This is a genomic window from Devosia epidermidihirudinis, assembly GCF_000971295.1.
GTDB classification, from domain to species: domain Bacteria; phylum Pseudomonadota; class Alphaproteobacteria; order Rhizobiales; family Devosiaceae; genus Devosia; species Devosia epidermidihirudinis.
Genome location: NZ_LANJ01000047.1, coordinates 63,265 through 89,574 on the forward strand (window position 1 = coordinate 63,265; position 26,310 = coordinate 89,574).

At 63.0% G+C, this 26,310-nt stretch carries 22 protein-coding genes and 1 tRNA gene; 13 read left to right on the forward strand and 10 right to left on the reverse strand.

All coding sequences use genetic code 11. The features are described 5' to 3' along the window. Positions 1 to 52 precede the first annotated feature (52 nt). Positions 53 to 838: a succinate dehydrogenase iron-sulfur subunit gene (locus WH87_RS18020; RefSeq protein WP_046139636.1), complete on the forward strand. Its 786-nt coding sequence runs from the start codon at positions 53 to 55 to the stop codon at positions 836 to 838. A 249-nt stretch (positions 839 to 1,087) separates the two neighbouring features. Here the strand turns inward: WH87_RS18020 and WH87_RS18025 are convergent, their stop codons facing one another. Genes WH87_RS18025 through tsaD form a run of 4 tightly spaced genes read right to left on the reverse strand, consistent with a single transcriptional unit; the run spans position 1,088 to position 3,879 of the window. Then, positions 1,088 to 1,522: an EVE domain-containing protein gene (locus tag WH87_RS18025; protein ID WP_046139635.1), complete on the reverse strand. Its 435-nt coding sequence runs from the start codon at positions 1,520 to 1,522 to the stop codon at positions 1,088 to 1,090. After that, positions 1,522 to 1,821 carry a YciI family protein gene (locus tag WH87_RS18030; RefSeq protein WP_046139634.1) on the reverse strand — a complete coding sequence of 100 codons (300 nt, stop codon included), beginning with the start codon at positions 1,819 to 1,821 and terminating at the stop codon, positions 1,522 to 1,524. Before WH87_RS18030 ends, WH87_RS18025 begins: the two co-directional genes overlap by 1 nt. A 2-nt stretch (positions 1,822 to 1,823) precedes the next feature. Then, positions 1,824 to 2,810: an NAD(P)H-dependent glycerol-3-phosphate dehydrogenase gene (locus WH87_RS18035; protein ID WP_046139633.1), complete on the reverse strand. Its 987-nt coding sequence runs from the start codon at positions 2,808 to 2,810 to the stop codon at positions 1,824 to 1,826. Next, the gene (tsaD, locus tag WH87_RS18040; RefSeq protein WP_281175358.1) at positions 2,800 to 3,879 is read right to left on the reverse strand and encodes a tRNA (adenosine(37)-N6)-threonylcarbamoyltransferase complex transferase subunit TsaD; all 1,080 of its coding nucleotides are present in this window, start codon (positions 3,877 to 3,879) and stop codon (positions 2,800 to 2,802) included. The genes WH87_RS18035 and tsaD overlap by 11 nt, the downstream gene beginning before the upstream one ends. 55 nt (positions 3,880 to 3,934) lie before the next feature. Here tsaD and hemC point away from each other — a divergent pair, with 55 nt between their 5' ends. From hemC to WH87_RS18080, 8 genes are all read left to right on the forward strand, one after another. Further along, positions 3,935 to 4,876, forward strand: a complete 942-nt coding sequence (gene hemC / locus WH87_RS18045) for a hydroxymethylbilane synthase (RefSeq protein ID WP_046139632.1) — start codon at positions 3,935 to 3,937, stop codon at positions 4,874 to 4,876. Next, on the forward strand, positions 4,873 to 5,604 hold the full coding sequence (locus WH87_RS18050; protein ID WP_046173288.1) for a uroporphyrinogen-III synthase: 732 nt from the start codon (positions 4,873 to 4,875) through the stop codon (positions 5,602 to 5,604). The genes hemC and WH87_RS18050 overlap by 4 nt, the downstream gene beginning before the upstream one ends. Positions 5,605 to 5,632: 28 nt before the next feature. Beyond that, the gene (locus WH87_RS18055) at positions 5,633 to 6,880 is read left to right on the forward strand and encodes a COG4223 family protein (RefSeq protein ID WP_046139630.1); all 1,248 of its coding nucleotides are present in this window, start codon (positions 5,633 to 5,635) and stop codon (positions 6,878 to 6,880) included. Next, a complete protein-coding gene (locus WH87_RS18060) occupies positions 6,877 to 8,241 on the forward strand; it encodes a heme biosynthesis protein HemY (RefSeq protein ID WP_052726509.1) in 1,365 nt (454 codons plus the stop codon). Before WH87_RS18055 ends, WH87_RS18060 begins: the two co-directional genes overlap by 4 nt. A gap of 13 nt (positions 8,242 to 8,254) precedes the next feature. Beyond that, positions 8,255 to 8,330: transfer RNA gene (locus WH87_RS18065), tRNA-Thr, on the forward strand. A gap of 337 nt (positions 8,331 to 8,667) precedes the next feature. Beyond that, the gene (locus tag WH87_RS18070; protein ID WP_046139629.1) at positions 8,668 to 11,145 is read left to right on the forward strand and encodes a membrane-bound PQQ-dependent dehydrogenase, glucose/quinate/shikimate family; all 2,478 of its coding nucleotides are present in this window, start codon (positions 8,668 to 8,670) and stop codon (positions 11,143 to 11,145) included. Between the two features lie 86 nt (positions 11,146 to 11,231). Continuing rightward, complete coding sequence (locus WH87_RS18075) at positions 11,232 to 11,981, forward strand: cytochrome c oxidase assembly protein (protein ID WP_052726508.1); 750 nt, start codon at positions 11,232 to 11,234, stop codon at positions 11,979 to 11,981. Then, entirely contained in the window at positions 11,978 to 12,478 is a 501-nt protein-coding gene (locus WH87_RS18080) for a CopD family protein (protein WP_082092787.1), read from the forward strand. Before WH87_RS18075 ends, WH87_RS18080 begins: the two co-directional genes overlap by 4 nt. On the opposite strand, the gene WH87_RS18085 is transcribed toward WH87_RS18080, so the two are convergent. Continuing rightward, on the reverse strand, positions 12,459 to 13,013 hold the full coding sequence (locus tag WH87_RS18085; RefSeq protein WP_082092801.1) for a DUF2231 domain-containing protein: 555 nt from the start codon (positions 13,011 to 13,013) through the stop codon (positions 12,459 to 12,461). The genes WH87_RS18080 and WH87_RS18085 overlap by 20 nt on opposite strands. Positions 13,014 to 13,145: 132 nt before the next feature. On the opposite strand from WH87_RS18085, the gene coxB reads away from it, so the two are divergent. Genes coxB through WH87_RS18100 form a run of 3 tightly spaced genes read left to right on the forward strand, consistent with a single transcriptional unit; the run spans position 13,146 to position 16,494 of the window. Beyond that, on the forward strand, positions 13,146 to 13,691 hold the full coding sequence (gene coxB / locus WH87_RS18090; protein ID WP_245622487.1) for a cytochrome c oxidase subunit II: 546 nt from the start codon (positions 13,146 to 13,148) through the stop codon (positions 13,689 to 13,691). Continuing rightward, positions 13,688 to 16,189 carry a cytochrome c oxidase subunit I gene (gene ctaD / locus WH87_RS18095; RefSeq protein ID WP_046139628.1) on the forward strand — a complete coding sequence of 834 codons (2,502 nt, stop codon included), beginning with the start codon at positions 13,688 to 13,690 and terminating at the stop codon, positions 16,187 to 16,189. Before coxB ends, ctaD begins: the two co-directional genes overlap by 4 nt. Beyond that, positions 16,186 to 16,494: a hypothetical protein gene (locus WH87_RS18100; protein ID WP_046139627.1), complete on the forward strand. Its 309-nt coding sequence runs from the start codon at positions 16,186 to 16,188 to the stop codon at positions 16,492 to 16,494. Before ctaD ends, WH87_RS18100 begins: the two co-directional genes overlap by 4 nt. 29 nt (positions 16,495 to 16,523) lie before the next feature. Here WH87_RS18100 and WH87_RS18105 read toward each other — a convergent pair whose 3' ends face one another. Continuing rightward, positions 16,524 to 17,312 (reverse strand): N-acyl amino acid synthase FeeM domain-containing protein, encoded by a 789-nt coding sequence (locus WH87_RS18105; RefSeq protein ID WP_046139626.1) that lies wholly within the window; start codon positions 17,310 to 17,312, stop codon positions 16,524 to 16,526. 115 nt (positions 17,313 to 17,427) lie between these two features. Further along, the gene (locus WH87_RS18110; RefSeq protein WP_052726507.1) at positions 17,428 to 19,740 is read right to left on the reverse strand and encodes a putative bifunctional diguanylate cyclase/phosphodiesterase; all 2,313 of its coding nucleotides are present in this window, start codon (positions 19,738 to 19,740) and stop codon (positions 17,428 to 17,430) included. Between the two features lie 321 nt (positions 19,741 to 20,061). Here WH87_RS18110 and WH87_RS18115 point away from each other — a divergent pair, with 321 nt between their 5' ends. Continuing rightward, on the forward strand, positions 20,062 to 20,352 hold the full coding sequence (locus WH87_RS18115) for a 4a-hydroxytetrahydrobiopterin dehydratase (RefSeq protein WP_046139881.1): 291 nt from the start codon (positions 20,062 to 20,064) through the stop codon (positions 20,350 to 20,352). Positions 20,353 to 20,359: 7 nt separating this feature from the next. On the opposite strand, the gene WH87_RS18120 is transcribed toward WH87_RS18115, so the two are convergent. The 3 genes from WH87_RS18120 to WH87_RS19210 are packed head-to-tail and all read right to left on the reverse strand — an operon-like array spanning position 20,360 to position 26,143. Then, positions 20,360 to 23,803 (reverse strand): error-prone DNA polymerase, encoded by a 3,444-nt coding sequence (locus WH87_RS18120; RefSeq protein ID WP_082092789.1) that lies wholly within the window; start codon positions 23,801 to 23,803, stop codon positions 20,360 to 20,362. Next, positions 23,800 to 25,452 (reverse strand): Y-family DNA polymerase, encoded by a 1,653-nt coding sequence (locus WH87_RS18125; RefSeq protein ID WP_156458292.1) that lies wholly within the window; start codon positions 25,450 to 25,452, stop codon positions 23,800 to 23,802. Before WH87_RS18125 ends, WH87_RS18120 begins: the two co-directional genes overlap by 4 nt. Continuing rightward, a complete protein-coding gene (locus WH87_RS19210) occupies positions 25,349 to 26,143 on the reverse strand; it encodes a hypothetical protein (RefSeq protein WP_052726505.1) in 795 nt (264 codons plus the stop codon). Before WH87_RS19210 ends, WH87_RS18125 begins: the two co-directional genes overlap by 104 nt. Between the last annotated feature and the right edge of the window lie 167 nt (positions 26,144 to 26,310).

Below are 26,310 nucleotides of genomic sequence, written 5' to 3' on the forward strand. Positions count from 1 at the left end.
AAATGACTAGCGCCGGTTGAGCGGCGTCGCACTGAGTAGGAAAGAGCGATCCATGGTCGAATTGATGCTCCCCAAGGCCGATCGGCCGACCAAGGGAAAGACCTGGCCAAAGCCAGCAGGCGCCAAGCGGCTGCGCGAATATCATATCTATCGCCATGATCCCGAGCAGAACGCCAATCCGCGCATCGACACCTATTTCGTCGATCTCGACGATTGCGGGCCGATGATTCTGGATGGTCTGCTCTGGATCAAGAACAAGGTCGATGCGACCCTGACGCTGCGCCGCTCCTGCCGCGAAGGCATTTGTGGCTCCTGCTCGATGAACATCAACGGGCTCAATACCCTAGCCTGCACCAAGGGCATGGACGACAGCAAGGGTCCGATCAAGATCTACCCGCTGCCCCACATGCCTGTGGTCAAGGATCTGGTGCCGGACCTGACGCTGTTCTACGCGCAGCACCGCGCCATCGAGCCCTGGCTCAAGACCACCTCGCCCACCCCGACCAAGGAATGGACGCAGAGCGTTCCCGAGCGCGCCAAGCTCGACGGGCTCTATGAGTGCATTCTGTGCGCCTGCTGCTCGACCTCGTGCCCGAGCTATTGGTGGAATGGCGAAAAGTATCTTGGCCCAGCCGCCCTGCTGCAGGCCTATCGCTGGCTGATCGATAGCCGCGATGAGAGCACCCAGGAACGCCTCGATGATCTTGAAGACCCCTTCAAGCTCTATCGCTGCCACACCATCATGAACTGCGCCAAGGTCTGCCCCAAGGGCCTGAACCCAGCCAAGGCCATTGCCGAAATCAAGAAGATGATGGTGGAGCGCAAGGTCGCCGCTTAAGCGATTTGAGCGGTTCTAAGAATTAAGCCCGTGGCATCAGCCGCGGGCTTTTGTTTTGGGTAAAGAGTACCCCCACCTAGCCTCCCCCTCAACAGGGGGAGGAACCACCCGGCGCGTTGGGTATGATCCCACACCAGCAACTCGTCACCCTCGGTGGGTGTTTTCTGCGGGGCCCGCAAGTGAAGAGCCCTCGGGTCAGGCCCGAGGGTGACGGCCGGTAGGTGAGGTGACGGCAGTGCGTTGGGGCGGTCAGAGACCGCCCATGGAACAGAGTAGTTTCCACTCTTCGGGGCTGACCTTGGAGACGGAGAGGCGCGAGAGCTTGACCAGTTCGAGGTTTTCCAGCGCGGGCGTGGCCTTGATGGTGGCCAGCGTTACCGGCTTGGGCAGGGGCTTGACGGCTTCGACATCAACGCACTCCCAGACCACTTCACCCTTGGCGTTGAGATCGGCCGTATCGTCGGGGTGAGCTAGGGCAATCACCTTGATGATGCCCACGATCTCCTTGCCGATATTGGAGTGGTAGAAGAACGCTTCGTCACCCAGCTCCATGGCCTTCATATTGTTGCGCGCCGCATAATTGCGCACACCATGCCAGGATTCAGGTTCGCCCCGTTTGGTCTTTGCCATCATGTCCTCGAAAGAGAAGACATTGGGCTCAGACTTCATCAGCCAATAGGCCATTACTGACCCCGCTTGTCCGGGTTGTTGATGCCCCAGACCCATTGCTTGACTTCATAGGAGGCAAACACGCCTTCCTTGACGAAGGGGTCCTGTGCGGTCAGCGCCTTGGCGGCGGCAAGGTCAGCCGCTTCGATGACCATCATCGAGCCCTGTGGCTTTTCATTCTCGTCCAGCAGCGGGCCGGCGAACACCATCTGGTCGCCCAGGGTCTTGAGGTGCTCGAGGTGAGTTGGGCGCACGGCAAGACGGTGCTCCAGCCCGTCGGGCTTGTCCTGGGCGATGATGACGAAAAGCGGCATGGTTAGTCCTCACGTTTGAGCGGGCGCGACATCAGGCCCGCCACAATGGTTGCGATATCGATGTTCTGGCTGAGCACGGCGTGCACGGCGGCGATCAGCGGCGCATCGACCTCAAGGCTTTTGGCCAGGGCATCGGCGACGGGCGCAGTGGCCACGCCTTCGGCCAGCTTGGCACCCGAGGCGATGATCTGCTCCACCGTCTGGCCGCGACCCAGCGCCATGCCGAACTGGTAATTGCGCGACTGCACGGACGTGCAGGTCAGCGTCAGATCGCCCAGCCCGGCCAGCCCGGTCAGTGTCGTCGCCGAACCGCCCATGGCCGTGACCATGCGCGCCATTTCGGCGTAACCACGGGCCAGCAAAGCCGCGCGGGCCGAGGCGCCGAGATTGGCGCCGTCGACCGCACCACAGGCCAGCGCATAGACGTTTTTCAGCGCCCCGGCGATTTCAACGCCGATGCGGTCATCGGCGGCATAGGGGCGAAAGGACGGACCGGCCAAAGCTGCTGCCAGCGCCGAGGTCAGCGTTGCGTCGTCTCCCGCCAGTGTCACCGCCGTTGGCCGACCGGCCGCAACGTCGGCAGCAAAACTGGGGCCGGACAGCACATAGGGAATGGCATCAGGCGCCATATCGGCGAGGATTTCGCTCTGCCTATCAAGCGTGCCCGCTTCAAGGCCCTTGGCCGAAAGGATCACCGGCTTGCCTGCCAAAAGGGCTGGATCAAGCGCCCCAAGCGCCGTGCGGCTCGCCTGAGCGGGCACAGCCAGAATGATGACATCGGCGGCGCTGGCGACGAGCGACGCGCTCAGCCCCGGATGCAGAACCTGCTCGCCCAGATAGCGCTGATTGGTGTGATGGGTGTTGATCTCGGCGACCTGTGCGGCGTCGCGCGCCACCAGCGACACACTGCGCCCTGCCATGGCGGCGGCCTGCGCAAGAGCGGTGCCCCATGAACCGCCGCCGATGACACTGACGGTTTCAAGCGGCATCGGGAACAACCTTCATATCGGGCGTATCCAGCGGCCAGCGCGGGCGGGCGGTGAAATCGAGCCCATTGGTATCGCCCAGCATGAAGCGCTCGGCACCCGCCCAGGCCACCATGGCGCCATTGTCGGTGCACAGCGCAATCGGCGGGACGATCAGCGTTGCGCCAAGTGTATCGCAGAGCGTGCGCAAACCTGCGGCGATGCGCAGATTGGCCGCGACGCCACCGGCCACCACCAATTGCATGGCCTGGCCGGGAAATTGCGCGGCGAACCGCTCCAGCGCCTGACGCGAGCGCACTTCGATGATCGTCGCCACCGTGTCCTGAAAGCTCGCCGCAATATCGGCGACGTCCTGATCGGTCAGCGGCGCCAATGCCTCGGCCTGTAGCCGCACGGCCGTCTTGAGGCCCGAGAAGGAGAAATCGAGGCGTTCTTCGCGCAGCAAGGGGCGCGGAAATTTGAACCGGCTGGCATCGCCATTGCGGGCGATTCGCTCGACGGCCGGACCGCCGGGATGACCCAGACTCAGCAGCTTGGCCACCTTGTCGAAGGCTTCGCCCAGCGCATCATCGATGGTGGTGCCCCAGCGCTCATAATCGCCAACCCCGCGCACCAGCACGAACTGGCTGTGCCCGCCCGACACCAGCAGCATCAGATAGGGAAACTGCACATTATTGGTCATGCGCGCGGTCAGGGCATGGGCTTCAAGGTGATTGATGGCCAGCAGCGGCTTGCCCAGCGCAGCCGCCATGGCCTTGGCCGTGGTCAGGCCCACAAGCACGCCCCCGATCAGCCCCGGACCAGCCGTGGCGGCGATGGCATCGACCTGGTCAAGCCGAATACCGGCCTCGCGACAGGCCTGGGCAATGATGTGGTCGAGATAGGTCACATGGGCGCGGGCGGCCAGTTCGGGCACCACACCACCAAATGCCGCATGTTCATCGAGCTGCGAACGCACCACATTGGAACGAATCGTGCCCTTGCCCGATTGCTCTCGCATGACAATGGCTGCCGCAGTCTCGTCGCAGCTGGTCTCTATGCCTAGAATGGTGGCTTGCGCTTGCCCGGTCACGTTGAACTGGTTACTCCCTGAGGGTTGCCTCTGCCTACTATAGGACGAAAACACATTGCAATCGCCAGCACCATTCACCCGGATCGGAACACGCGGCAGCCCGCTGGCGCTGACCCAGGCGCGCCTTGTGCGCAAGCTGCTCAGCGCAGCCCATGGTGTCAGCGAGGATGACATCGCCATTGAGGTGATTTCGACCGGCGGGGACCGCAGCCAGGCCAGCAATGCCAGCCTGATCGAGATCGGCGGCAAGGGCCTGTTCACCAAGGAAATCGACGACGCCATGCTCGATGGCCGCATCGATATTGGCGTGCACTCGTCCAAGGACGTAGCGACGCGCCTGCCCGATGGCATCGAGCTCGTCGGCTTTCTCGAGCGCGAAGATGTGCGCGACGCCTTCATGTCGGTAAAGGTGGCCAGCCTTGATCAGCTTCCCGAGCGCGGCCGGTTTGGCACCTCCTCCATTCGCCGTGCGGCGCAGGTTTTGCGGGTCCGCCCGGATCTGACCATCGTGCCGTTCCGTGGCAATGTCGGCACGCGGCTGCAAAAGCTGCTCGACGACGTCGCCGACGGCACCATGCTGGCCATGGCCGGCCTCAACCGTCTCGGCGAAGGCCATCGCGCCACCGCCCTGCTCGATCCCGAGATTTTCATGCCGGCCCCGGCACAGGGTGCCATCGGCATTGCCGTGCGCAGCAATGACAGCAAAACCGCGCAGCTGGTGGCCGGGCTCAACCACGCCCCCACCCATCTGACCATAACAGCCGAGCGCGCCATGCTGGCTGTGCTCGACGGCTCCTGCCGCACGCCGGTGGGCACGCTCAGCCGCCTCGACAATGGCACCGTGACGCTGAAGGGGCAGATCCTCAGCCTCGATGGCAAGACCGTGTTCGACAGCATCGCCAGCGGCACCGATCCGGTTGTTGTGGGCAAGCAGGTCGGTGATGATCTGATCGCGCAGGCCGGCACCGAGTGGCTGGCACAGTGGGCCGCTCTATGAGCCGCATGCTGGTCACCCGGCCCGAGCCCGATGCGCAATCGACGCTGGCGCGCCTGACGGCGCTCGATATCGTGGCCGATATCGCGCCGCTGATGGTGCGTGAAACACTCGACGTGAGCCTGCCCCCGGCCAATGGTTTTCAGGCCGTGGTGCTGACATCAGCCAACGCGGTGCGCTCGCTCGTCGATCGCGGCGTTGTCGCCGACTACGCTCACCTGCCGGTGTTTGCCGTGGGCGACCGGACCAAGGGCGAGGCCGAAGACGCAGGCTTTGTGCGCGTCAGCAGCGCCGCTGGGGCCTTTCAGGATCTGGTCAACGCCATTGGCATTTCCGGTCTCAAGGGGCCGCTGTTTTATCCCGCCGCCAAACACCAGAGCGCCGACCTGGCCAAGGCCATAGCGCCGTTTGGCGTCATGGTCGCGACGTCGAAGGTCTATGAAATGGTGGCCGCTGATTCCATGCCAGAGACGGTGTTGGCCGATCTCGCCAGCGGCGCCATCGGTTCGGTGCTGGTCTATTCGCGCCGCACGGCGGAAATTTTTGCGGGCCTGACGGCGACGCTGGATCAGTCACGCCGCAGCGCACTGGCCATGCTGTGCATGAGCGAAGCGGTCGCCGAGCCCCTGCTGGCCAATCATTTCAACCGAATCAGTCTGGCCGACTGGCCCGATGAAGATGCGATGATGTCGCTCGCTTTGGCTTTTGCCCGCGAGCAAACTGGGTCATGATCGGCCTCCAATAGAGGATTTACTGCACATGGCGGACAACAAGGGCAGCGATTCCAACCCCCACGAGGCCAAGAGCGGTCCGGTTAAACCGCCTGTGCTCGACCTCAAGGCCCGCCCGGCCGAGAGCGAGGCCAAAAAGGCGGATACGCCTGCTGCCGCGACCACAGCCAAGCCCAAGCCGGCCGAACCGGCCAAGCCCAGCGAAAGTGCCAAACCCGCAACGCCCGTTGCCCCGGTCGCCGCTGCGCCAGCTCGCAGCGCGCCCTATGTGGCAGCGATTGGCGGGGGCGTGCTGGGTCTGGTTGCAGCCTATGGATTGGCATTGGCGGGGCTTTGGCCTGCGCCCCCTGCACCGACCCCGGCGACCGATCCGCGTGTCGCCCAGCTCGCCAGTGCCGTTCCGGAGTTGAAGACGGTGACCGAAACGACCCAATCTGAATTGTCGGCCCTCAACCAGCGCATCGCATCGCTGGAAACGGCTGGCGAAACCGCAGCCCCCGCGGTTGAGACAAATGCTGTCGATTCCAGCGCGCTCGAGGCCGACATTGCAGCGCTCACGGCGCGCATCAACGCCCTGCCCGCGGCGCCTTCAGCGTCGACCGATACTGCAGCACTTGATTCGCTCCGTACCGACCTGGCGGCCCTGGGCTCCCGGATTGATGAAGTTGCAGCCCGTGTCGGCACCGCCGAAGCCGGTTTGCGCACGCTGGATACGAGCGTGACCCAGACCTCGGCGGCGCTGGCCAGTCAGCCCAGCGATATCGGCGCGGTGCTGCAATTGCCGCTGATTCTCTCTGGGCTCGAAACCGCCTTTGCCAATGGTCGGCCCTATGCCACCGAACTTGCCGCCCTGCGTGCCGCGTCACCCGATGCAGCTGTGCCCACCGCCATTGCCAATAGTGCCACTACAGGCCTGGCGCGCCCCGATGCGATTGCGCGCCGGTTCGATGCCGTGCTGCCCAATATGCTGGCGGGGCGTCCGGCCAACCCGGATGCACAATGGCAGGACGGCGCGCTCGACTGGCTCGCCTCCGCGGTCGCACTGCGGCCCACCGGTGAGATAGACGGCGATGGCCCCGATGCGGTGATGTCGCGGCTGGAAGGCGCCATGTCCCGACGCGACTTCGTCACGGCAAACACGTTGATCACCAAGCTGCCCCCACCAATGGTAGCGGCAGCCGAAGATGTGCCTGCACTGGTCGCGGCACAGGCCGAGGCCTCCCAGTTCCTCGATGACGTCCGCGCCAGGGCGCTGTCGCGCGAGGCCGCACAATGATCCGCCTCGCGCTGTGGATCGTCGGAAGTCTCGTCGTCGCGGCGCTGGCAGCGTGGATGATCTCGCTGCCCGGCACATTGTCGCTCGAAGTGGGCGGCTATCGCATGCAGCCGCGCCTCGGCACGGCGGTGTTCATTTTCATCCTGATCGCCATTGTGGTGATCGTAGTCTGGGCCATTATCCGCCGCATTCTGGCCGCCCCGCGCGCCATGGCGCGCCGGGGTCGTGAACGGCGGCGTGAACAGGGGGTCGAAGCCCTGTCCGACGCAATCATCGCCCTGCAGGCCGGCGACGCGGCCCGTGCCCGCTCCCTGGCGCGCGACGCTCAGGCGCGACTGCCCAGCAATGCTGCGGCACGCCTGCTCGAGGCCCGCGCCGATCTGGCACTGGGGGATATGCCCGCTGCCCGCGAGCATTATCGCGCGCTGATCGCCAGCGAGAAAACCGCCATTGCGGCCCTCACCGGCCTCTACGATCAGGCGCGCGCCCAAAATCGTCCGGAATCCGCGCTGACTTTTGCCCGCAAGGCGCTGGCGCTGGCGCCCAGCAGCGGCTGGGCCGCCGATGCGGTGTTTGATGATCTGGTACGCCGTGGCCAATGGGCCGAGGCCGTCGCAATGGTCAATGTCGAACAGGCAAGCAGCCGTGAAGACCGCGCCCGCAAACGTCGCCGCCAGGCAGTGATCGAAACGGCCCGCGCGCGGGAGCAGGAAACCAGCAACCCGCTGGTGGCGCTTGACCACGCCTTGACCGCGCTCAAGCTTCTGCCCGATTTCGTACCCGCCGCGCTGATCGCGGCACGTATTCACATCAACCGGGGCGAAACTCGCAAGGCGATGAGCCTGTTGCGGCGCATCTGGCGCGCCACCGGACACCCCGACATTGCCGCGCTCTACGCCAATGCCCAGCCCGGTGCCTCCGCCGTCGATCGCCTCAAGCGGCTTGGCGAAATCATCGAGGTGCCCCCACCCCATCGTGCCGCTGCGATGGCTTTGGCGCGCGCGGCCATTGATGCCTATGACTGGCCCCTGGCGCGCAAGGCGCTGGCGCCATTCGCCGGCGTCGATGCCACGCAGGGCGTGGCCAGCCTGATGGCCGAAATTGAAGAGGGTGAAACCGGCGACCAAGGCAAGGCCCGCGAATGGCTGGCCCGCGCCGTGCGGGCGCCGCGTGATCCGGCCTGGACCGCTGATGGCCTGGTGAGCGACGAATGGGAGCCGATTTCGCCGGTGACGGGTAAGCTCGATGCGTTTGAGTGGAAGGTGCCGATGACCGTCACCAGCCGCCCAACCCAGCCTGCGGCAATGCATTTGCCAATAGAGGCACCGTTGCCTCTTGCACCGGCAGAAAACCCAACGTAAAAGGCGATCCGTTGCCGCATTAGCTCAGTTGGTAGAGCACATCATTCGTAATGATGGGGTCAGGTGTTCGAGTCACCTATGCGGCACCATTTCCTCCTCCAAGACGCAATCTGGTTCGGCCCTTTGAAAGGGCGGGTTTTGTCGTGCCTTGCCGACGCCGGATAAGAAATTTCGGTTGCAGACGCGCCTCCTCTCAATATAGCACGTTTTCTTGCAGTCATTCATGAGCCGCACGTCGACTACTTGCGCCTTCAAGCAATTACGTGTTTCAGCGCAAGCAAAAACACCAAGTAACCGCAAACCATAATCTGCACAGTCCGGGTGGATTTGCAGTGCTGATCCGGCCCCGCGCCCAATTCGCGGCGATAATACCGGAACCATCAAGTGACACTCGCGTTCGCTTCAAGAGAGCACGAGGAGAGCACCATGTTAGACTGGACCACCCGACAAGACCAATCGCGCCGTGGAGGCTATTGGTGGCTGGTCCTGATTGCCGTGCTGCTCATTGTTTTCGGCGTGCCGATAGCCGGTGGCGGGCTCTATCTGATTGCCCTGGGCGGCTCGTGGTATTACCTGCCGGCGGGGATTGGTCTGCTACTGACGGCCTATCTGCTGGTTCGGCGCAACATCAACGCCCTCTGGGTCTACCTCGCCACCTATATTGGCACCCTAATCTGGGCGTTTTGGGAAGCGGGACTCGATGGCTGGGCGCAGCTGCCACGCCTTCTGGCGCCCACAGTCATCATGGTGCTGGTACTGACGACGTTGCCATGGCTGCGTCGTACACACACACGATTGAGCGGACGCGGCATGGCCACCCTGGTTGCCCTTGCGGGCGCCATCGGCCTGTTCGGAGTGGCGCAGAACGGGGTCGAGCGGGCCCACGCGCAGGATGCGGACATGACGCAGCCGAGCGAGCCTGCCACGGAAGGGGGCGCCTCACCGGCCGCCGTGCCACCGCCATCCGCGCCAAACCATGTCACCATCGACACCGGCGTGGATTGGCCCGCCTATGGCGGCACCAACCACGCCCTGCGCTACTCGCCGCTCAATCAGATCACCAAGGACAATATCGGCAATCTCGAAAAGATCTGGGAGTTCCGCACGGGTGACCTGCCGGAGGGTGATGAAGCCTTTGGCAACCAGAACACCCCGGTCAAGGTTGGCGAACGCCTCTACCTTTGCTCGGCCCTCAACAAGATCAGCGCGCTCAACGCGGCGACCGGTACGGAATTCTGGACCTTTGATCCCCAGGTTTCGACCGATGCGATCGGTTACAACGCATCGTGCCGTGGCCTCGTCTATTTTGAAGACCCCGGTGCCGATCGGAACCAGCTCTGTGCGGCGCGGGTGGTCAACCTCACCCATGATGCGCGCATGATTGCGCTGGACACCCAGACCGGCCAGCTTTGCCCGGGCTTTGGCAATGGCGGCATCGTCAATCTGATGGAAGGGATCGGCGAGAGCGCACCGGGCTTTTACGCGCCGACGTCGCCCCCAACCTTGGTGCGCGACGTGCTGGTTGTGGGCAGCCAGGTCAGTGATGGCCAGACCCGCGAGGCACCATCAGGCGTCATCCGCGGCTACAATGCGGTGACCGGGGATATGCAATGGGCCTGGGATATGGGCCGCCCGGGTGAGACAGGGCTCCCACCCGAGGGCGAAATCTATACGCCAGGCACGCCGAACGTGTGGACCATTGCCTCGGGTGATGACGCGCTCGGCATGGTCTACCTGCCCATGGGCAACTCGGCCGTCGACTACTGGGGCGGCGACCGCTCGGAGGCAGAAAACACCTATTCCACCGCCATCGTCGCGCTTGATGTCGAGACCGGCACCGTAGTCTGGCACTACCAGACCGTCCACTATGACGTCTGGGATTACGATCTCGGTGGCCAGGGCACGCTGGTGGATTTCCCCACGGCAGACGGGCCAGTGCCCGCCATCATCATGCCGTCCAAGCAGGCGCAGTTTTACATCTTCAACCGCCAAACCGGCGAGCCGCTGGTGACGATCGAGGAGCGGCCTGCGCCACAGGGTGGAGTTGAGCCCGAGCGGTTGTCGCCCACCCAGCCCTTCGTCACCGACTTCCCCAATCTCATCAAGCCGGACATTACCGAGGCCCAGATGTGGGGAGCGACGCCGCTCGACCAGCTCTGGTGCCGGATCCAGTTCCGTCAGGCGCATTATGACGGGGTCTATACCCCGCCCACCGTCGACAAACCGTGGATTCAATTCCCAGGCTATAATGGCGGCACCGACTGGGGTGGCGTGGCGATCGACCCGATCAAGGGCATCATGATTGCCAATTACAACAACATGCCCAACTACAATCAGCTGGTGCCGCGCGAAGAGGTGGATGCCATGGGCATTCTGCCGATCACCGATCCCGATCATGATCCATCGGCTGGCTCGGGGTCACATGGCAGCATCGCGCCGCAGGCGCTGTCGCCCTACGGCATCCGGGTCAATGCAGGCTGGCGCGTGCCGTTTACCGGCATGCTGTGCACCCAGCCGCCCTATGGTGGCATCGCCGCCATCGACCTCAATACGCGTGAAGTGCTGTGGGATCGTCCCTTTGGCTCTGCGCGCAAGAATGGGCCCTTCGGCATTCCAACCATGCTGCCCCTCGATATCGGCACCCCCAATAATGGCGGGGGCTTCGTGACGGCATCCGGCCTGTTCTTCATCGCCGCTGCGACCGACGACATCCTGCGCGCCATCGACATCGAGACCGGCGAGGAAGTCTGGCAGGTCGAATTGCCTGCCGGTGGCCAGGCGACCCCCATGACCTACGAAGTGCAGGGACGCCAGATCGTGGTCATCAATGCGGGTGGGCACGACTTCATGGAAACGCCCATCGGCGATTACTTCATCGCCTATGCCCTGCCCGGCGGCCCCTGAGGCAAGACTGTGAACACCGCCGTCCCGCACCAGGCGGGGCGGCGGACCGAAGGGGACAATATCGAACTCGGGGGCAGTGACAGGACATGAACAACGCGTCGGGCTTTTCCTTCGACATGAGCTATTGCGGCCCCCCGGTTGTGCCCGGTGAAATTTGGTCGCGCTGGAACTTCGAGCCGTTTCTGCTCGTCGGGCTGCTGGTCCTGGCGGGCCTGGGCTATCTGTCGCTGCGCACATCCGAGCGCCTGCAGCAAGTGAGCTTCGGTGCCGCCTGGACGATTTCGGTGGTCCTTTTCGTCTCGCCGCTCTGCGCCCTGACGGTCAGCTTTTTCGCCGCGCGCGTTGGCCACCATGTCGCGCTGACCATGGTCGTGGCGCCGCTTCTGGCGCTGGCACTGCCCACTCTGTGGGGGCGTCAGCTGCGCCTCATGCCGGCGCTGGTTATCTCCACCGCGGCCTTCTGGCTCTGGCATAGCCCAGATCTCTACGCGGCCAGCTTTGCCCATCCGGCCCTCTATTGGCTGATGCAGTTTAGTCTGCTGGCCAGCTTTACCTGGCTGTGGCTGGGCCTGATGCGCGGCATGCCCACGGCCGCCGGAATCGCGGCGCTTTCAAGCGCAATCCAGATGGGACTGCTTGGCGCGCTTTTGGTGTTTGCGCCCGCAGCGCTTTACCTGCCGCATTTTTCCACCACCCTGGCCTTTGGTATGTCGCCGCTCGACGATCAGCAGCTGGCGGGGCTGATCATGTGGGTTCCGGCCAATCTGCCGCTGCTCGCGCTGGTGCTGTGGCGGTTGATGGATGCCCTGCGGCAGGGCCCGGAGACGACAAAATGATCGTCACCTGGTTCAAGTTCATCCACGTCGCCGCCATCACGCTGTGGGCCGGGGGGCTGCTTGCCCTGCCCTTCCTCTACCATCAGCGCAAGGGGCTGGAGGACGAGGCGCTGTTCAAGCTCCACGCCTTTACGCGCCACTTCTATGTGGCCATCATTTCCCCCGCTGCCTTTGTCGCCATTGGCTCGGGCACGGTGCTGATCTTTCTGATGAGCACTTATGGAAACTGGTTCTCGGCCAAGCTTCTGGCTGTAGCCATGATGACCGGCATTCACATCTTTTCCGGCCTTGTCATTCTGCGCCTGTTTGAGCCGGGGCATACTTATCCCGCCTGGCGGCAGGCTGTGGTGGTCACCCTGACCGCAATCGTCATCACCGTCATTCTGACACTGGTCCTCGGCAAGCCCCGGCTGGATTGGCCGGGCCCGCTTGCCGAGGTTTTCGCGCCGGGGGCGCTGTCAAAGATCGCCGAGCAGATCATTGACGGGGCGAAATGAGGAGGCCCACGCCGTGATCAAACACGAGTTTGCCGCCATGCCATCCGGCAAAGGCCGTTGCAAGACTGGCGAGAACCGAGAGCATCAGCCCGCTGGGCAGCACCATGTCTGGCCAATAGAGCCGCAGCCCGGCATTGCAACCGGCAATGGCCAGCAGCACCATCGCCGCAATGGCATGGTTCCAACTGGCGACGCGCGCGCGGATGCCGGGCACCGCGAGCAATTCGAGCGTGCCCACTACGGCCGCCAGCACGCCGAAAATGAAGGCTGCGCCTGCGGACCACTTGCCCACTTCGAGCCAGAACCTGTCGCCATTCCACCAATAGAAAATATCCACGCCCAACGTGGCGATGACGAAGGCGATCGGGAAATGCACCAGCATGGCGTGGATAGGATGGCCCGCCACCGCAATGCTCGAGGAGATATCCTGCGCGGCAACATCGCGAATATGCGGGTTAGGGTGATCTGGCGCCACCTCCTGGCTTTCCTCCAGCTGGCCGGCGATTTTTTCGCTGTCGTTCGACGTGTCGGTCATCCACTACCCCCCATTTTCAGAACACTTGCTCTGACAGCAACGCCACTGCTGCTGAGCGGTTGCAGCGGCGAACTGTCAACGCTTGACCCGGCAGGGCCACGCGCCGCCAATCTGGCCACGCTCTGGTGGGTGATGTTCTGGGGTGCGGCAGCGCTGTTTGCGCTGGTCATGGCGCTCTTTGCCATCACCTATCTGCGGCGGGAATGGCTGGAACGCCTCTCGCCGGCGCAGTGGATCGTGGGGGGCGGATTGATCCTGCCCATGCCGATCCTGGTGCTGCTGACCGGCACGGCGCTGGTTCTGGGCGAGCAATTGCTGCCGCATGGCAATGCGCCCGTCCGGATCGAGGCCCATGCCGAACGCTGGCACTGGACCTTCACCTATCCGGGCGGCGCGCCGATGGCTGACGACGTCCTGCATATCCCGGCGGGCGAGCCGGTTGATATCGTGGTGACGGCGGGCGACGTCATTCACGCCTTCTGGGTGCCCCGGCTGGGCGGCAAGATCGATGCCATTCCCGGGCATACCAACACGATCCGTCTCCAGGCCGACAAGCCCGGCACCTATTGGGGCCAGTGCGCCGAATATTGCGGCGAGGGCCACGACACCATGTTCTTTCGCGTCGAGGCCCATTTGCCGGACGACTACGCGCGCTTGATCCCAGGGGCAGCCCAATGAGCCAGACGCCAACTCCCCTTCGTCTACACAAGGAACTCGACCGGATCTGGCGGACGCCGCCGGGCATCCATCGCCTCTCCAGCGTCAATCACACGGTGCTGGGCAAGCGCTTCATGGTGGTGGCGCTGTGCTTCTTCGCCATTGGCGGACTGCTGTCCATGCTGATCCGGGCGCAATTGGCGACGCCGAACAGCGCCTTTATCGGTCCCGAACTCTACAACCAGATTTTCACCATGCATGGCACGGTGATGATGTTTCTGTTCGCCATTCCCATGTTCGAGGGCTTCGTCATCTATATGCTGCCCAAAATGCTGGGCGCACGCGACATGGCATTTCCCCGCCTCACCGCCTACGGGTTCTGGTGTTACCTGTTCGGCGGCCTGATCCTGATCGGGGCCATGCTGGCCGGGGTAGCGCCCAATGGCGGCTGGTTCATGTACACCCCGCTATCGTCCAAGCCCTATACGCCCGGCATCAATGCCGATGTCTGGCTGCTCGGCATCACCTTTGTCGAAATCTCGGCGGTGACGGCAGCCATCGAAATCTTTGTTTCGATCCTCAAGATGCGCGCGCCCGGCATGTCGCTGACCCGCATGCCGCTGATGGGCTGGTATATGCTGGTGACCTCCGGAATGATGATCATCGGCTTTCCGCCACTGATCCTGGGCTCCATCCTGCTTGAACTGGAGCGGGCGTTCGAGCTGCCGTTCTTTGATCCGACGCGGGGTGGTGACCCTCTGCTCTGGCAGCACCTGTTCTGGCTGTTCGGGCACCCGGAGGTCTACATCATCTTCCTGCCCGCGGCCGGAGCACTGTCGACGATCATACCGGTGTTCGCGCAGCGGCCGATCCTGGGTTACCGCGCCATCATTGCCGCCATTGTCGCCATGGGCTTTCTGAGTTTCGGCCTCTGGGTGCACCACATGTTCACCGTGGGCATTCCGCACCTGGCGCTGGCCTTTTTCTCGGCGGCAAGCGCGCTGGTTGCCATTCCCACCGCGGTGCAGATCTTTGCCTGGCTGGGCACCTTAGCCTCGGGCCGTCCGCGCTGGGACATTCCGATGCTTTACGTGTTCGGCTTCTTTTTCGTCTTCGTCATTGGCGGGCTAACCGGGGTCATGCTGGCCATGGTGCCGTTCAACACGCAGGCCCATGACACCTATTTTGTCGTGGCGCATCTGCACTATGTGCTGGTCGGCGGTTTCGTGTTTCCCATGCTCGCCGGCATCTATCACTGGATGCCCCACATCTCGGGGCGGCAGAGCCTTTACCGGCTGTCCATTCCCGCCTTCTGGCTGATCTTCATCGGCTTCAACCTGACGTTCTTCCTGATGCACCTGACCGGCCTGATGGGCATGCCGCGCCGCATCTCCACCTATCCCTCCAATTGGGGCTGGGACTGGCTCAACCTGTTGTCCTCCGTCGGCGGCTTCATTCTCACCATGGGCTTTGCCCTCGTCCTTGCCGACATGGTGCTGCAGTTTCGCTTCGGGCGCTTTTTCCGTCGCGATCCCTGGAGTGCCCAGACGCTGGAATGGGCGACCGCAACGCCACCGCCCAGCTACAATTTCGCCGCCATCCCGCGCATCGACCGGCGCGCCGACCAGCTCGAACCGGCCAAGATCGGCCCCGTGCTGGCGGGCGGTTCGGGCTATCTGGGGTTTGCACGCAATGGCGATCAGGAAACCATGGGCGTCGAGATGACAACCGGCGCGCCCGAGCACGTCATCATCCTTCCGCGCCGCACCTTTTTGCCGCTGTGGACCGCCCTCGCGACCGCCAGCTTCTTTCTCGCCCTGCTGTTTGGGCTTTATGGGCTGACGCCCTTTGGTGCGCTGCTCACCTTGGTCTTGTTTTTACTCTGGCCAACCACCCTGGGGCAGAAAAAGGATTTTGGCCCGGTGTCCATCGGCATGGGGGAGACGGCTGTGCTGGACGTCGAGTGCACCAGCAATGTCAGCATTCTGGCCAATCGCGCCGCCCTGGTAATGAACGGCACGCTGTTCTCGTCCCTGCTGTTCGGGGGCCTGTTTTTGCTGGTGGTGGCGCCCAACTGGCAGGGGATAGCGCCACTCGATCTGCCGATTTGGTTGGCCGTTGTCGCCGTGCTTGCGGCCAGCCTCAGTGCGCTCTGCTGCTGGATGGCGCGACGGGCCAATACGGCGGGCAACTCGGCGGGTGTGCCGCTGGCGCTGGCCGGGCTGGGGCAGTTGGTTGCCCTCGGCCTGCTGGTCGGGTTGATGGTCTGGGTGCCGCAGCCGACCGAACACGCTCGGCAGGCTGTGATCTTCGTGGTGCTGGGTTATGCCGCACTGCATTGTGGCCTGGCCGCCCTGATGGCCTTTCATGCCCTCTTGCGCCTGCATCAGGGATATCTCTCGGCGCGGCGGCAGACCGAATGCATCTTGGCCTGGCTGTGGAACGGCTATGCCGCTGGCGCGACCTGTCTGGCGCTGGGCCTGAGCCTGTTGCTGGCAATGATGGGGCAGATCCCATGACGCCGCTGGATAAGAGATCGCTCATCCTGCTCGTCGCTGGCTTCACGCTCTGGTCGCTCGCCTTCGTCCTGCTTTACGTGCTTCAGGCGCTGGGCTGCGCCTATGACTGGAGCCACCACCGCCTGATCCTGATTGCCGCATATCTGGCCAGCCTGCTGCCCTTGGCGTGGCTGGCGCTGCAACGGTCGCGGGATAGAGGGGCCACTACAAGTCTTTCAACGGCCGCCCTCTGGGCCAACCGCGCTGCCTTCGCGGCGGGGGTACTGGTTTTTGCCCCCGTCACCTTTGGCAGTATGTGTCTGTAGGAGAGGGCGCGGACGCCCTGCCCTAAACCTCAGACGTTGCTCACAGCCACTTCGAGGGCATTGCGGGCACGATCATACGCGGTGCGCGCCGAAGCCTTGACCGGCAGATTGGCTGATTGCTGCACGGTCTGGGAGAACAGGTGGTCGCGCTCTTCGGCAGTGGACAGGAAAAACGGGAACCGCTCTGCCACGCGCGCGCGGATCGATTCGACCGTCGCGCCGAACAGCGTCACCGGGAAGTGCAGGCCCGGATAGCTGCGCACATCACTGAGCGGCTCCGAGCCAAAGACGCGCTTGTAGAAGGCACCGTGTTCCGGGCGAACCAGCGCAAGGCACTGATTGGCGTTGAACTGCACCGAGGCCATGGCGGCAATGCGCAGGGTCAGAAACGGCATGGCCGGATAGGCCAGCGAGGCTTCGTGGTCGGCGGTGAAGCGGCTTGGATCGATGAAGGTCATCCCCTGATCAATCATGGGCCCCAGCACATCAGGAAAGACCTTCATGCTGGGTGAGTTGCGGTGCTCGGCGCTTAGAATGTGCAGACGGATCGAGCTGACCAGTTCGCCATCGATATAGATGCCGAAGCTCATGCCATTGGGGGCGTTATCGAGATCGTCGACGCAGATTTCTTCGGGGTTGTGATCCATGAACCCCTCGCGCGTATAGGCGCGGTAACGGAGCTTGTAGATTGGATCATCGATGACGCCGGGATCGACCCGGGCATAACTGACCTTGTCGAGAATATCGAGCAAGGCACCAGAAAAACGCGAGGGCGTTCCTGCCCTTGCGGCAGCCGCACTGTCGGAGTCGATAAGCATGGATGTGTCGCCGCAAAAGATACAATTTGAACTTTTACGTTAACAATTTATTAACCCTAAAAGAAGGCTTCTGGGAAATTATACTTAAGAAATAAGGTTAATTTTCATCAAGGACTCAGTGACTTGAGTGCCGACGCCGGTTTGGCAAATGTCCCGCCTTGCGGTGATGGGCCTCCAGCAGGCGGCTCATGGCTTCGAAATTCAGCGGCGGTCCATAGACAAAACCCTGCACCTGATCGATGCGGGTTTCGGCCACCAGAAGGTTGAGCTGGGTCTCGGTCTCAACGCCTTCCACGGTGATCTTGAGGTCAAGATCCTTGCCGAGTTGAGCCACGTTGGCGACCAGCTTGAGCGCCTGCGGATCGGTCTCGATATCAGCCACAAAGCTGCGATCGATCTTGAGCTTGGTGAGCGGCAGCGCCATCAGATAGCTCAGCGAGGAATAGCCAGTACCAAAGTCGTCCAGCGCCACGCCGATGCCGCGTTTGCACAGGGCCGAGAGCGCCAGGGTCGCCGCATCCCGCTCCTCGATCAGCGCGGTTTCAGTCACTTCGATCTCGAGACGATGCGGCGCCAGCCCCGAAGCCTCGAGCGCCTGAACCACCACATCCTCGACATTGCAGGCGCGGAAATCGCGCGCCGAAATATTGACCGCAACCCGGGTTTCGTCGGGCCACTGGCGGCAATCGCGGGTGGCCATGGCCAGAACGCTGCGCGTCAGATCGGTGATAAGGCCGGTTTCCTCGGCGATGGGAATGAAGGTCGCCGGCGAGATGGCGCCAAAGGTCGGGTGGTTCCAGCGCGCCAGCGCCTCGCAGCCCACGATGCGGTTTTCGCGCGGATCGACGATGGCCTGATAGGCCATGGCCAGCGCCCCGGTCGCAATGGCTTCCTTGAGGTCAAGCTTGAGCTGCTGGCGCTTGTGGTATTCGGTGTCCATGCTGTCATGGAAGCGCACAACCTGACCCTTGCCATCGCTCTTGGCGGCATAGATCGCCAGGTCCGCCTTGACCATCAGGCTGTCGAGCGTGTCTCGGGGCTGATCGGAAATCACCATGCCGATACTGACATCAATGGCGAACTGGTGCCCCGGCACGGCGAAGCTGCTGCGCAGACTGTTGAGCACGCGCTGGGCCAGCTGATCGAGCTCTTCAGGAGGCGCGCCATCACTGCGGAAGGCGACGAATTCGTCGCCGCCAAGGCGGGCGCAGATGGTCTGAGGACCAAAAGCCTCCGGCAGACGCCGACCGATTTCGGCGAGCAGCTGATCGCCGGCAATATGACCCATCGTGTCGTTGACATGCTTGAAGTCGTCGACGTCGATCACCCAAAGCGCCACGGGGCCGGTGCGTCCGGCTTCCTGCTGCTCCCGCAACGCGGCTTCCACCTGCTCGGCAAAATAACTGCGGTTGGGCAGCCCGGTCAGCGCGTCATAGCGCGCCATATAGTTGATGCGCTCCTCGGCCACGATGCGCTCGGAGATATTTTCGAACAGCAGCGCCGTCTTGTTCTGGCGCGAGGACACCGTGACCTCGTAATATTTGCCCGGCCGCACGATCAGCAGCACCTTGCCGTTGGAGCGTGCGGCGATCAGGGACAGCAGCTGGCTCTGGGCCTGCGCCGGCATGGAGCCATTGTCGACGGCAACACCAAACAGCGCCTCGACCGGATGGCCGATCCAGACGCCGGAATCGGGGAGCTCGAACGCGTCGAGCGCCCGCGCATTGGTGACTTCGATTTCGCCTTCGCTGTCGAGGAGCAAAAGCCCGTGTTCGAGCGTGGCGAGCGCCGTATCGAGCTGGGTGGCAAGCGCGGATGCCGACATGCGGCCACGCACGGCACGCAGCAGCACATTGCGGGCATTGCGGGAAATCCGGCGCAGGCTGGCAAAGAACGGCAGCAGCAGCAGGGTCAGCAGCGCATAATAGATATTGCCGACCAGCAGCAAACCGGCGGCCATCGGGACGGCGATCAGCAGCACCTGAATGGTCATCAGCCGGTCGACAGCAAAATTGCGCTGCGACACGCCCACCAGAACCGAGACGGAAACCGAGGCTGCCGTCAGTTCGGCAAAGGTATCGTCAACGATCCAGAAGCTGAGCAGGCACCAGATGCCATAGATGGCGGCAATAGCGGCGGCGCCCAGCGTGGCGCGCATTTCCCAATGGAGCGCCTGGTTCACATCGGTATCCCCGATATCAACGGCTTCAAAGGCGACCATGTCTACATGGCGGGCCAGGCCCACCAGAATGAACAGCCCGGCAATAACCCAGAGAATGCCGGAATCGGCTTCATGGGCAGCCACCGCTGCGGCGAGCGCGGAACCAAAAGCCCCGAACAACATGGAGCGCCGATCCGCATAAAGCGAGCGGATCATGGCGACATAGTCGACAGGGGGCAGGATCTTGTGCGCAGCCTCGAAGATCATGTTGGCCCCGTTCCGATCATGTAGGGCCGACAGGGCTCCCGCCAACAAACCGGTTGGCGTGCACACTCGTCGGGGCGCTGCCGGAGGGGCAGAATAAATAGGGCAGTGCCCGGCATAAGGGACCTCATATGTCCCAGAAGACCACAGATGCATTAAGAGCATCTTGCCGAGCGCCTGTCCCAGCGCGGGGCGCTCGCAATTATGCGGCAAAGGTAAATTTTACATAAATGGCCGTGTTGCCCCGACACGCAGCCAAAATTGTCCAGAATCGTTGTCATGGTGGAGCGCGAGTCAAAGCGAGCGGATGGAAGTGGTGTGGACATGGTTGATAAGCTGACGGCAAAGCAGCGTGAGGCGGCCCTCAAACGGTTAAACGGCTGGGTCTATGACGAGGCCAAGGACGCCATCCACCACGTGTTCAAGTTCAAGGACTTCTCTGAGGCTTTTGGCTTCATGAGTCGCGTGGCGCTGGTTGCGGAAAAATCCGGGCATCACCCCGATTGGTCCAATAGCTATAACAGTGTCACCATCACGCTATCGACGCACGATGCGGGTGGACTCAGCGTGCGGGATGTCGAGCTGGCCAAGGCGATCGACACCATTCTGGTGTGATCCTGCCCTAGTGAAAATTCCGCCCGCCCGGCAGCGCCGTATAGGCCTCACGCCGCGCACGCTCGATTTCGAGATGCACCTGTCGGTCGCGCTCGGGTTGTGGACCTGACTTGCCCTCATCGCCGCGCGCCAGAATGCGGTCGCCAATATCGAGGCCATGCGCCAGATCAAGCAGGTGCCCGGTCATGTCGGTCAGCTGTTCGGCGATGATATGGATCACATGCCCTTCGCGCTGCAATTGCCCGCGCACCGCCAGCATACGCGCCCCCAGCACAGTCTTGCGGTTGGCCTCAAAAACCTTCGGCCAGATCACGATATTGGCGACGCCGGTCTCGTCCTCGAGCGTGGCAAAGATCACCCCGCTGGCGGTGCCGGGCCGCTGGCGCACCAGCACCAGCCCGGCCACCTCGATACGGCTACCCGGCCTCACACGGGTCAACTGATCCGAGCGGGTGACACGGCGGGCATCAAGCCGGGGCCGGATGAACTGCAGGGGATGGCCCTTGAGCGAGAAGGAGAGCGTCGAGTAATCGCGGATCACCTCCTCGCCCGGCAGCATTTTGGGCAGGCCCGCTTCGATATCGGTCTCGGTCTGAACTGAGCCGGAGGCCTCAAACAGCGGCAGCGTGTCGGCACCGTGGGTGCCGATCAGGCCTTTGACAGCCCAGAGTGCCTCACGACGGGACAGACCGAGCGAGGCAAAAGCATCGGCCTCGGCGAGTTTTTCCAGCGCTGAGATCGGCACCTGGGTGCGCAGCCAGAGGTCGCGCACAGAGTCATAACCCGCCCCGCGCTGTTCCACGATGCGTTGCTGAACCGCTTTGCCCAGCCCGATGACCGACGCAAATCCGAGCTGAAGCGGCCTGTCGCTCCAGATGTCCTCCCGCATCTCGCTGTGCTGGGACCAGACGTGATCCCCGGCGCGACGCGGCTGAATGGCGTCGACTTCGCCCAGGCAGTGTTCGATCTCCGAGGCATTGATATCGACCGGCCGGACCTCGACGCCATGCTCGATGGCATCGCGGATGATCTGGCTGGGCGCATAAAACCCCATGGGCTGACTATTGAGCAGGGCGCAGGCGAACACATCGGGGTAATGGCATTTGAGCCAGCACGAGGCGTAAACCAGAAGGGCAAAGCTAGCGGCGTGGCTTTCGGGAAAGCCATATTCGGCAAAGCCCTGGATCTGGGCGAAGCTTTGCTTGGCGAATTCGAGCTCATAGCCATTGTCGATCATGCCGCCGATAAAGTCCTCGGCGAATTGCTCGATCTTGCCGGTGCGGCGCCAGGCGGCCATGGCGCGGCGCAATTGATCGGCCTTGCCTGCCGAAAAGCCGGCGCCGACAATGGCGATCTGCATGGCCTGTTCCTGAAACAGCGGCACGCCCAGGGTGCGGTGCAACACAGCCTTGAGCGCCGGGCTGGGGTATTTGACCTCTTCGAGCCCCTGCCGGCGCCTCAGATAAGGATGAACCATATTGCCCTGAATGGGGCCGGGCCGGACGATGGCAACCTCGATGACGAGATCATAAAACTCCCGCGGCTGCAGGCGCGGCAGCATGGACATCTGTGCCCGGCTTTCGATCTGGAACACGCCGATCGTGTCGGCGCGATGGGTCATCGCATAGACGCGGGCACGCTTGTCTGGCTCGTCTTCCTCATCGAGCAGATCGGCCAGCTTGACCTGCTTGTCATAGTGGCTGTCCATCAAGGCAAAAGCGCGCCGCAAACAGCTCAACATGCCCAGCGCCAGAATATCCACCTTAAGGATGGCAAGCGCGTCGATGTCGTCCTTGTTCCATTCGATGATGGTGCGGCTGTCCATCGCCGTCTTGCCGATGGGGACCAGGCTTTCCAGCGAATCCCGAGTGATGACGAAACCGCCGACATGCTGGCTGAGATGGCGCGGAAACCCGCGCAGCACTTTGACCACCTCGAACATCTGCGCCAGCGTTGGGTCATCGGGGTTCAGCCCGATCGGTGCCATGTCGGCCAGATCGAGCCGGGACCCCCAACCCCAATGCAGTTGATTGAGCGCGGTGATGGTGTCGTCGGAAACGCCAAACACTTTGGCCGCTTCGCGGATGGCGCTTTTGGAGCGATAGGAGATCACATTGGCGGTCAGCCCGGTGCGCTTGCCGCCGTATTTCTTGTAGACATACTGCATCACCTCTTCGCGACGTTCATGCTCGAAATCGACGTCGATATCGGGCGGCTCGTCGCGCTCGGTGGAGATGAAGCGGCCAAACACCAGCGTGCTTTTTTCCGGATTGACCTCGGTGATCTCAAGACAGAAGCAGACGGTGGAATTGGCCGCCGAGCCCCGCCCCTGACAGAGGATATTCAGCGTGTAGCGGGCATAATGAACGATGTCGTGCACGGTCAGGAAATAGGCGGCATAGCCCTTGTAACCGATGAGGCTTAGCTCGGTCCAAATCGTCTTCTTGATGCTGTTGGGCACCCCTTTGGGGAAGCGCTTTGCCGCGCCCTCCCAGGCCAGCCGCTCCAGCGTTTGCTGGGCGGTTTCGCCATTGCCGACGGTCTCTTCCGGGTAATTGTATTTCAGCTGATCGAGCGAAAATTCGATGCGGGCGATAAAGCGCTGCGTTTCAAGGATCGCATTGGGGAAAGCGGAAAAAAGGCGCGCCATCTCGGTGGCAGGTTTGAGATGCCGCTCGGCATTGGCGGCCAGCGCAAAGCCAGCATTTTCAAGCGTCACATGCTGGCGGATGCAGGTGACCACGTCCTGCACCATGCGCCGGTCCGGTTCGTGATAGCGCACGTCATTGCTCGCCAACATGTGGGCGCGATGGCGCTTGGCCAGCGTATCGATCCGGTTGAGACGCGCGCGGTCCTGCCCATCAAACCGCACCGAACCAGCCACCCAGATACGGCCCGGTGCTTTTTCGGCCAAGATGGCCAAGGTCTGCTCGGTCAGGCCCCAATCGGCTTCGTCGGGGATGAGAATGAAAAGTTGTCCCTGCGCATAGTTTTCGGGAGGACCCAGCTCGGTTTCCGAGGGAGCGCCCGCGCCGAACAGGTCGCTGAGATACAGCAGGGGCTTGCCCTTTTCGCCACGCTGGTTGGCAACGGTCAGCAGCTTGCACAAGCGGCCATAGGCAATGCGATTGGTGGGATAGGCGATCACATCGGGCGTGCCATCAGCAAAGCAGAGGCGCACTCCGACCAGATAGCGAAAATCGGGGAAGTCGGCCTTGTTGTCGCGCGCCACGACATAGCCGCGCACCACGCCAGCAAAGCTGTTGCGGTCGGTTATGCCGAAAGCCTTGAGGCCCATCTGCATAGCCGCCGCCACCATTTCCTCGGGGTGAGAGCCACTGTGCAGGAAGGAGAAATTAGTGGTCGAGACCAGCTCGGCAAAACCCGGCACCGGCGGACGAGCGGTCGGGCGCGCCGCGCGGGTTTGCGGGAGATGGACAATCTCGCTCATGCGAAAAAACCGTGCAGATACCAGCGTGTTTCGCCCTCAAGGCCCTGCCGGTAAATCCAGAAGCGGCGGCCTTCGCCATCCTCGGCCATATAATAATCCCGCGTCATCGCCTCGGGATCGAACAGGGCTAGGTCGGGAATATGGGGCGGCGGTTCCGGCTTCTCGCCGGGTTCGGGCTTTTTGGGCACGGGCGGCGGCACCAGCTGCAGGCGCTGGCCGGTGCGCCACCATTCGGCGCCCAGCCGTTCGGGACCGGAAGCCTTGAGCAGACGATAGGCAACGCGCCGCCAGATCATCGAGGCCGGCAGGCCATCGGGCACTTCGGCATTGATGGCAATCGGTTCAGGAACCGGCAGCAGGCGCAGCGGCCGTGTCAGTTCGGCGACCGGTGGCGGCGCTGCGGGCTCATGCACCAAAGCGGGCACCAGCCGCACGGCGCGCTCGGGAATGTGGCTGGCCACGAACTGGGTGCGCAACACGGCCAGCGTGCCGAGCCGGCTGCTCATGCGATCCTGCAACTGATCGAGATCTTCGATGCCGTCCTCGGTGTTGAAAGCCCCCATCTGGGCCGCATCGAGAACGCCGATTGAACTCACCGCCAGTCGGATCATGTCGATGCCGAAGCCGGGATCATATTCCCCCTCCAGCCGCTCGGAGCGGTTGGAAAACAGCTTGGCGATATGGTGGGGATCGCGCGTCAGGCGCGCCGAATTGACCGATAGCGCCATGACCTTGTGGTCAACGCGGTAGAGGAACAGATGAAATGTCTGCCCGCCCAAGCCTTCGGTTTCGAGGCGCAGGCCGAGCTGCACGGCCAGATCCTGCGCGCACATCAGCACGTCATCCATCAACCCGATGGGATCGGCAAAGCGGCGCTCGGCATAGCGTTCGGCAAGAGGCAGGCGCGGCGTCATGCGCTCTTCGAGCAGGCCATAGGCCTGATCAAGCCGCTCCAGCAGCGAGACGCCGAAGCGGGCCTGCAGCGCCTTCCGATCGCGGCCCCGGATCTGCCCGATGCTCCGCAGACCCATATGGATGAGGCCCGAGGACTGGCTATCGCTGAGGCGCAGCGCATTGACTGGAAGCGCGTCCAGAATGGCCTCGAGGGCATCGGCTTCGACCACCTGGCTGCGGGCAAAATGGCTGACCGCCCAGGCGGCGCCGATGGTGGGGGCAATGGCACCGGCCACGGTATAGCCGAGATCGCGTAGCCGGCTCAGCAGCAGACGCAGCATGGGACGCTCGCCGCCAAACAGATGCGCGACGCCGGTAATATCGAGCACGAGATCGCCAAAGGCGGTCACGTCCTGCATGACGGCGACCAAAGGGCTGGCATTGGAGTGCCAGTCGGCAAAGTCGGCGAAAATGGCTTCGAGCAGCGGGCGGTCGATTTCGCGGACCGTCAGTCCCGGCAGCATGGCCCGGGCATCGGCCAGATTTTGGCCGACCCGCAAGCCCATGCGCGCGGCCTCGGCGTCGAGCGCGGCCAGCCGCAGCCCGCCCTTGATGCGCTCATAGAGCGCAAGCGGGCCCTTGAGCTCGTGGTCACGCCGTTTGAGGCAGTCGGTGGCCCAGCTGGGCAGGAACAGCACCAGAAAGCGGCGCTTGGGGAGCAAGCCGGTGTGCTGCATCGAGTGTGGTGAAACCATTTTGTGTCCAACCCAGAAGCCATTCGGTCTGCTGTTTGAGGAGTGTTCCCTTTTCCAATTGGGCCCGCCAGCGGGGCGCACCCGGCGCCAGAGGATCAAAGCGTTTGCGGGCGCTGCGGGTCGGGGTCAGGCGCCAGCGCAATTGGGCGGCGCTGGCTTCGCGCCTGGTGCCATAGCGCAGCAGGTAGATCGAACAGCCGGTGCTGCTGGCGCGCAGGTTCAGCCGTCGGCTGGCGGTGAAATCGAGGATTTTATGGTGCTCGGCGATATCGGCTACGACGGCGGCGACGGCCTTGCAGGCCAGCGCCTCTTCGGCCGCCCAGAGCAGCTCGGCCATATTGGCGGGCCGCACCAGCACCAGCGCATCGGGGTTAAAGCCGAAACTGACCAGCCCCGGTCCATAAGGCAGGCCCATTTCCTGACCATCCTTGCTCAATTGCAGATAGATCACGGCCGGACGACGCTGGGTGACAAGGCTGCGCGCCTGCCCCAGAGCAAAACCCAGCACGGCGCCAGCGTGGCGACGTTCATCGGTGAAGATTTCCTGGCTGAGCCCACCGGCCAAAACGGGAAAGCCGGAGCTCTCGACCACCGGCTGGGCGAAAGCCTCCGCCAGAGCCGGCTTCTTTTCGATATCGGCAATGGTATCGCGCAGCGCGGCAATGCGCTGTTGACGGTCGGGGGCGCTCATGGGCAACCAATTTATGTGAACATAACAAGAACATTTAGACTCAGCTCTGTTCCAGAGTCGAGTCCTATTTCTGCGCTTCCAAGTGTGGCGCTTGGGCACCAATGGCGGTCAAGAGCGCGTGAGAGGCGCTTGCGGGCATTGAGAATAGGCAACCAGACCGCCTATTT

Excerpts from the sequence above, each read along its gene's own strand:
- WH87_RS18020 (WP_046139636.1), top strand. The coding sequence starts at position 53 with ATGGTCGAATTGATGCTCCCCAAGGCCGATCGGCCGACCAAGGGAAAG.
- WH87_RS18025 (WP_046139635.1), bottom strand. The coding sequence starts at position 1,522 with ATGGCCTATTGGCTGATGAAGTCTGAGCCCAATGTCTTCTCTTTCGAG.
- WH87_RS18030 (WP_046139634.1), bottom strand. The coding sequence starts at position 1,821 with ATGCCGCTTTTCGTCATCATCGCCCAGGACAAGCCCGACGGGCTGGAG.
- WH87_RS18035 (WP_046139633.1), bottom strand. The coding sequence starts at position 2,810 with ATGCCGCTTGAAACCGTCAGTGTCATCGGCGGCGGTTCATGGGGCACC.
- WH87_RS18050 (WP_046173288.1), top strand. The coding sequence starts at position 4,873 with ATGAGCCGCATGCTGGTCACCCGGCCCGAGCCCGATGCGCAATCGACG.
- WH87_RS18055 (WP_046139630.1), top strand. The coding sequence starts at position 5,633 with ATGGCGGACAACAAGGGCAGCGATTCCAACCCCCACGAGGCCAAGAGC.
- WH87_RS18060 (WP_052726509.1), top strand. The coding sequence starts at position 6,877 with ATGATCCGCCTCGCGCTGTGGATCGTCGGAAGTCTCGTCGTCGCGGCG.
- WH87_RS18070 (WP_046139629.1), top strand. The coding sequence starts at position 8,668 with ATGTTAGACTGGACCACCCGACAAGACCAATCGCGCCGTGGAGGCTAT.
- WH87_RS18075 (WP_052726508.1), top strand. The coding sequence starts at position 11,232 with ATGAACAACGCGTCGGGCTTTTCCTTCGACATGAGCTATTGCGGCCCC.
- WH87_RS18080 (WP_082092787.1), top strand. The coding sequence starts at position 11,978 with ATGATCGTCACCTGGTTCAAGTTCATCCACGTCGCCGCCATCACGCTG.
- WH87_RS18085 (WP_082092801.1), bottom strand. The coding sequence starts at position 13,013 with ATGACCGACACGTCGAACGACAGCGAAAAAATCGCCGGCCAGCTGGAG.
- coxB (WP_245622487.1), top strand. The coding sequence starts at position 13,146 with ATGTTCTGGGGTGCGGCAGCGCTGTTTGCGCTGGTCATGGCGCTCTTT.
- ctaD (WP_046139628.1), top strand. The coding sequence starts at position 13,688 with ATGAGCCAGACGCCAACTCCCCTTCGTCTACACAAGGAACTCGACCGG.
- WH87_RS18100 (WP_046139627.1), top strand. The coding sequence starts at position 16,186 with ATGACGCCGCTGGATAAGAGATCGCTCATCCTGCTCGTCGCTGGCTTC.
- WH87_RS18105 (WP_046139626.1), bottom strand. The coding sequence starts at position 17,312 with ATGCTTATCGACTCCGACAGTGCGGCTGCCGCAAGGGCAGGAACGCCC.
- WH87_RS18110 (WP_052726507.1), bottom strand. The coding sequence starts at position 19,740 with ATGATCTTCGAGGCTGCGCACAAGATCCTGCCCCCTGTCGACTATGTC.
- WH87_RS18115 (WP_046139881.1), top strand. The coding sequence starts at position 20,062 with ATGGTTGATAAGCTGACGGCAAAGCAGCGTGAGGCGGCCCTCAAACGG.
- WH87_RS18120 (WP_082092789.1), bottom strand. The coding sequence starts at position 23,803 with ATGAGCGAGATTGTCCATCTCCCGCAAACCCGCGCGGCGCGCCCGACC.
- WH87_RS18125 (WP_156458292.1), bottom strand. The coding sequence starts at position 25,452 with ATGGTTTCACCACACTCGATGCAGCACACCGGCTTGCTCCCCAAGCGC.
- WH87_RS19210 (WP_052726505.1), bottom strand. The coding sequence starts at position 26,143 with ATGAGCGCCCCCGACCGTCAACAGCGCATTGCCGCGCTGCGCGATACC.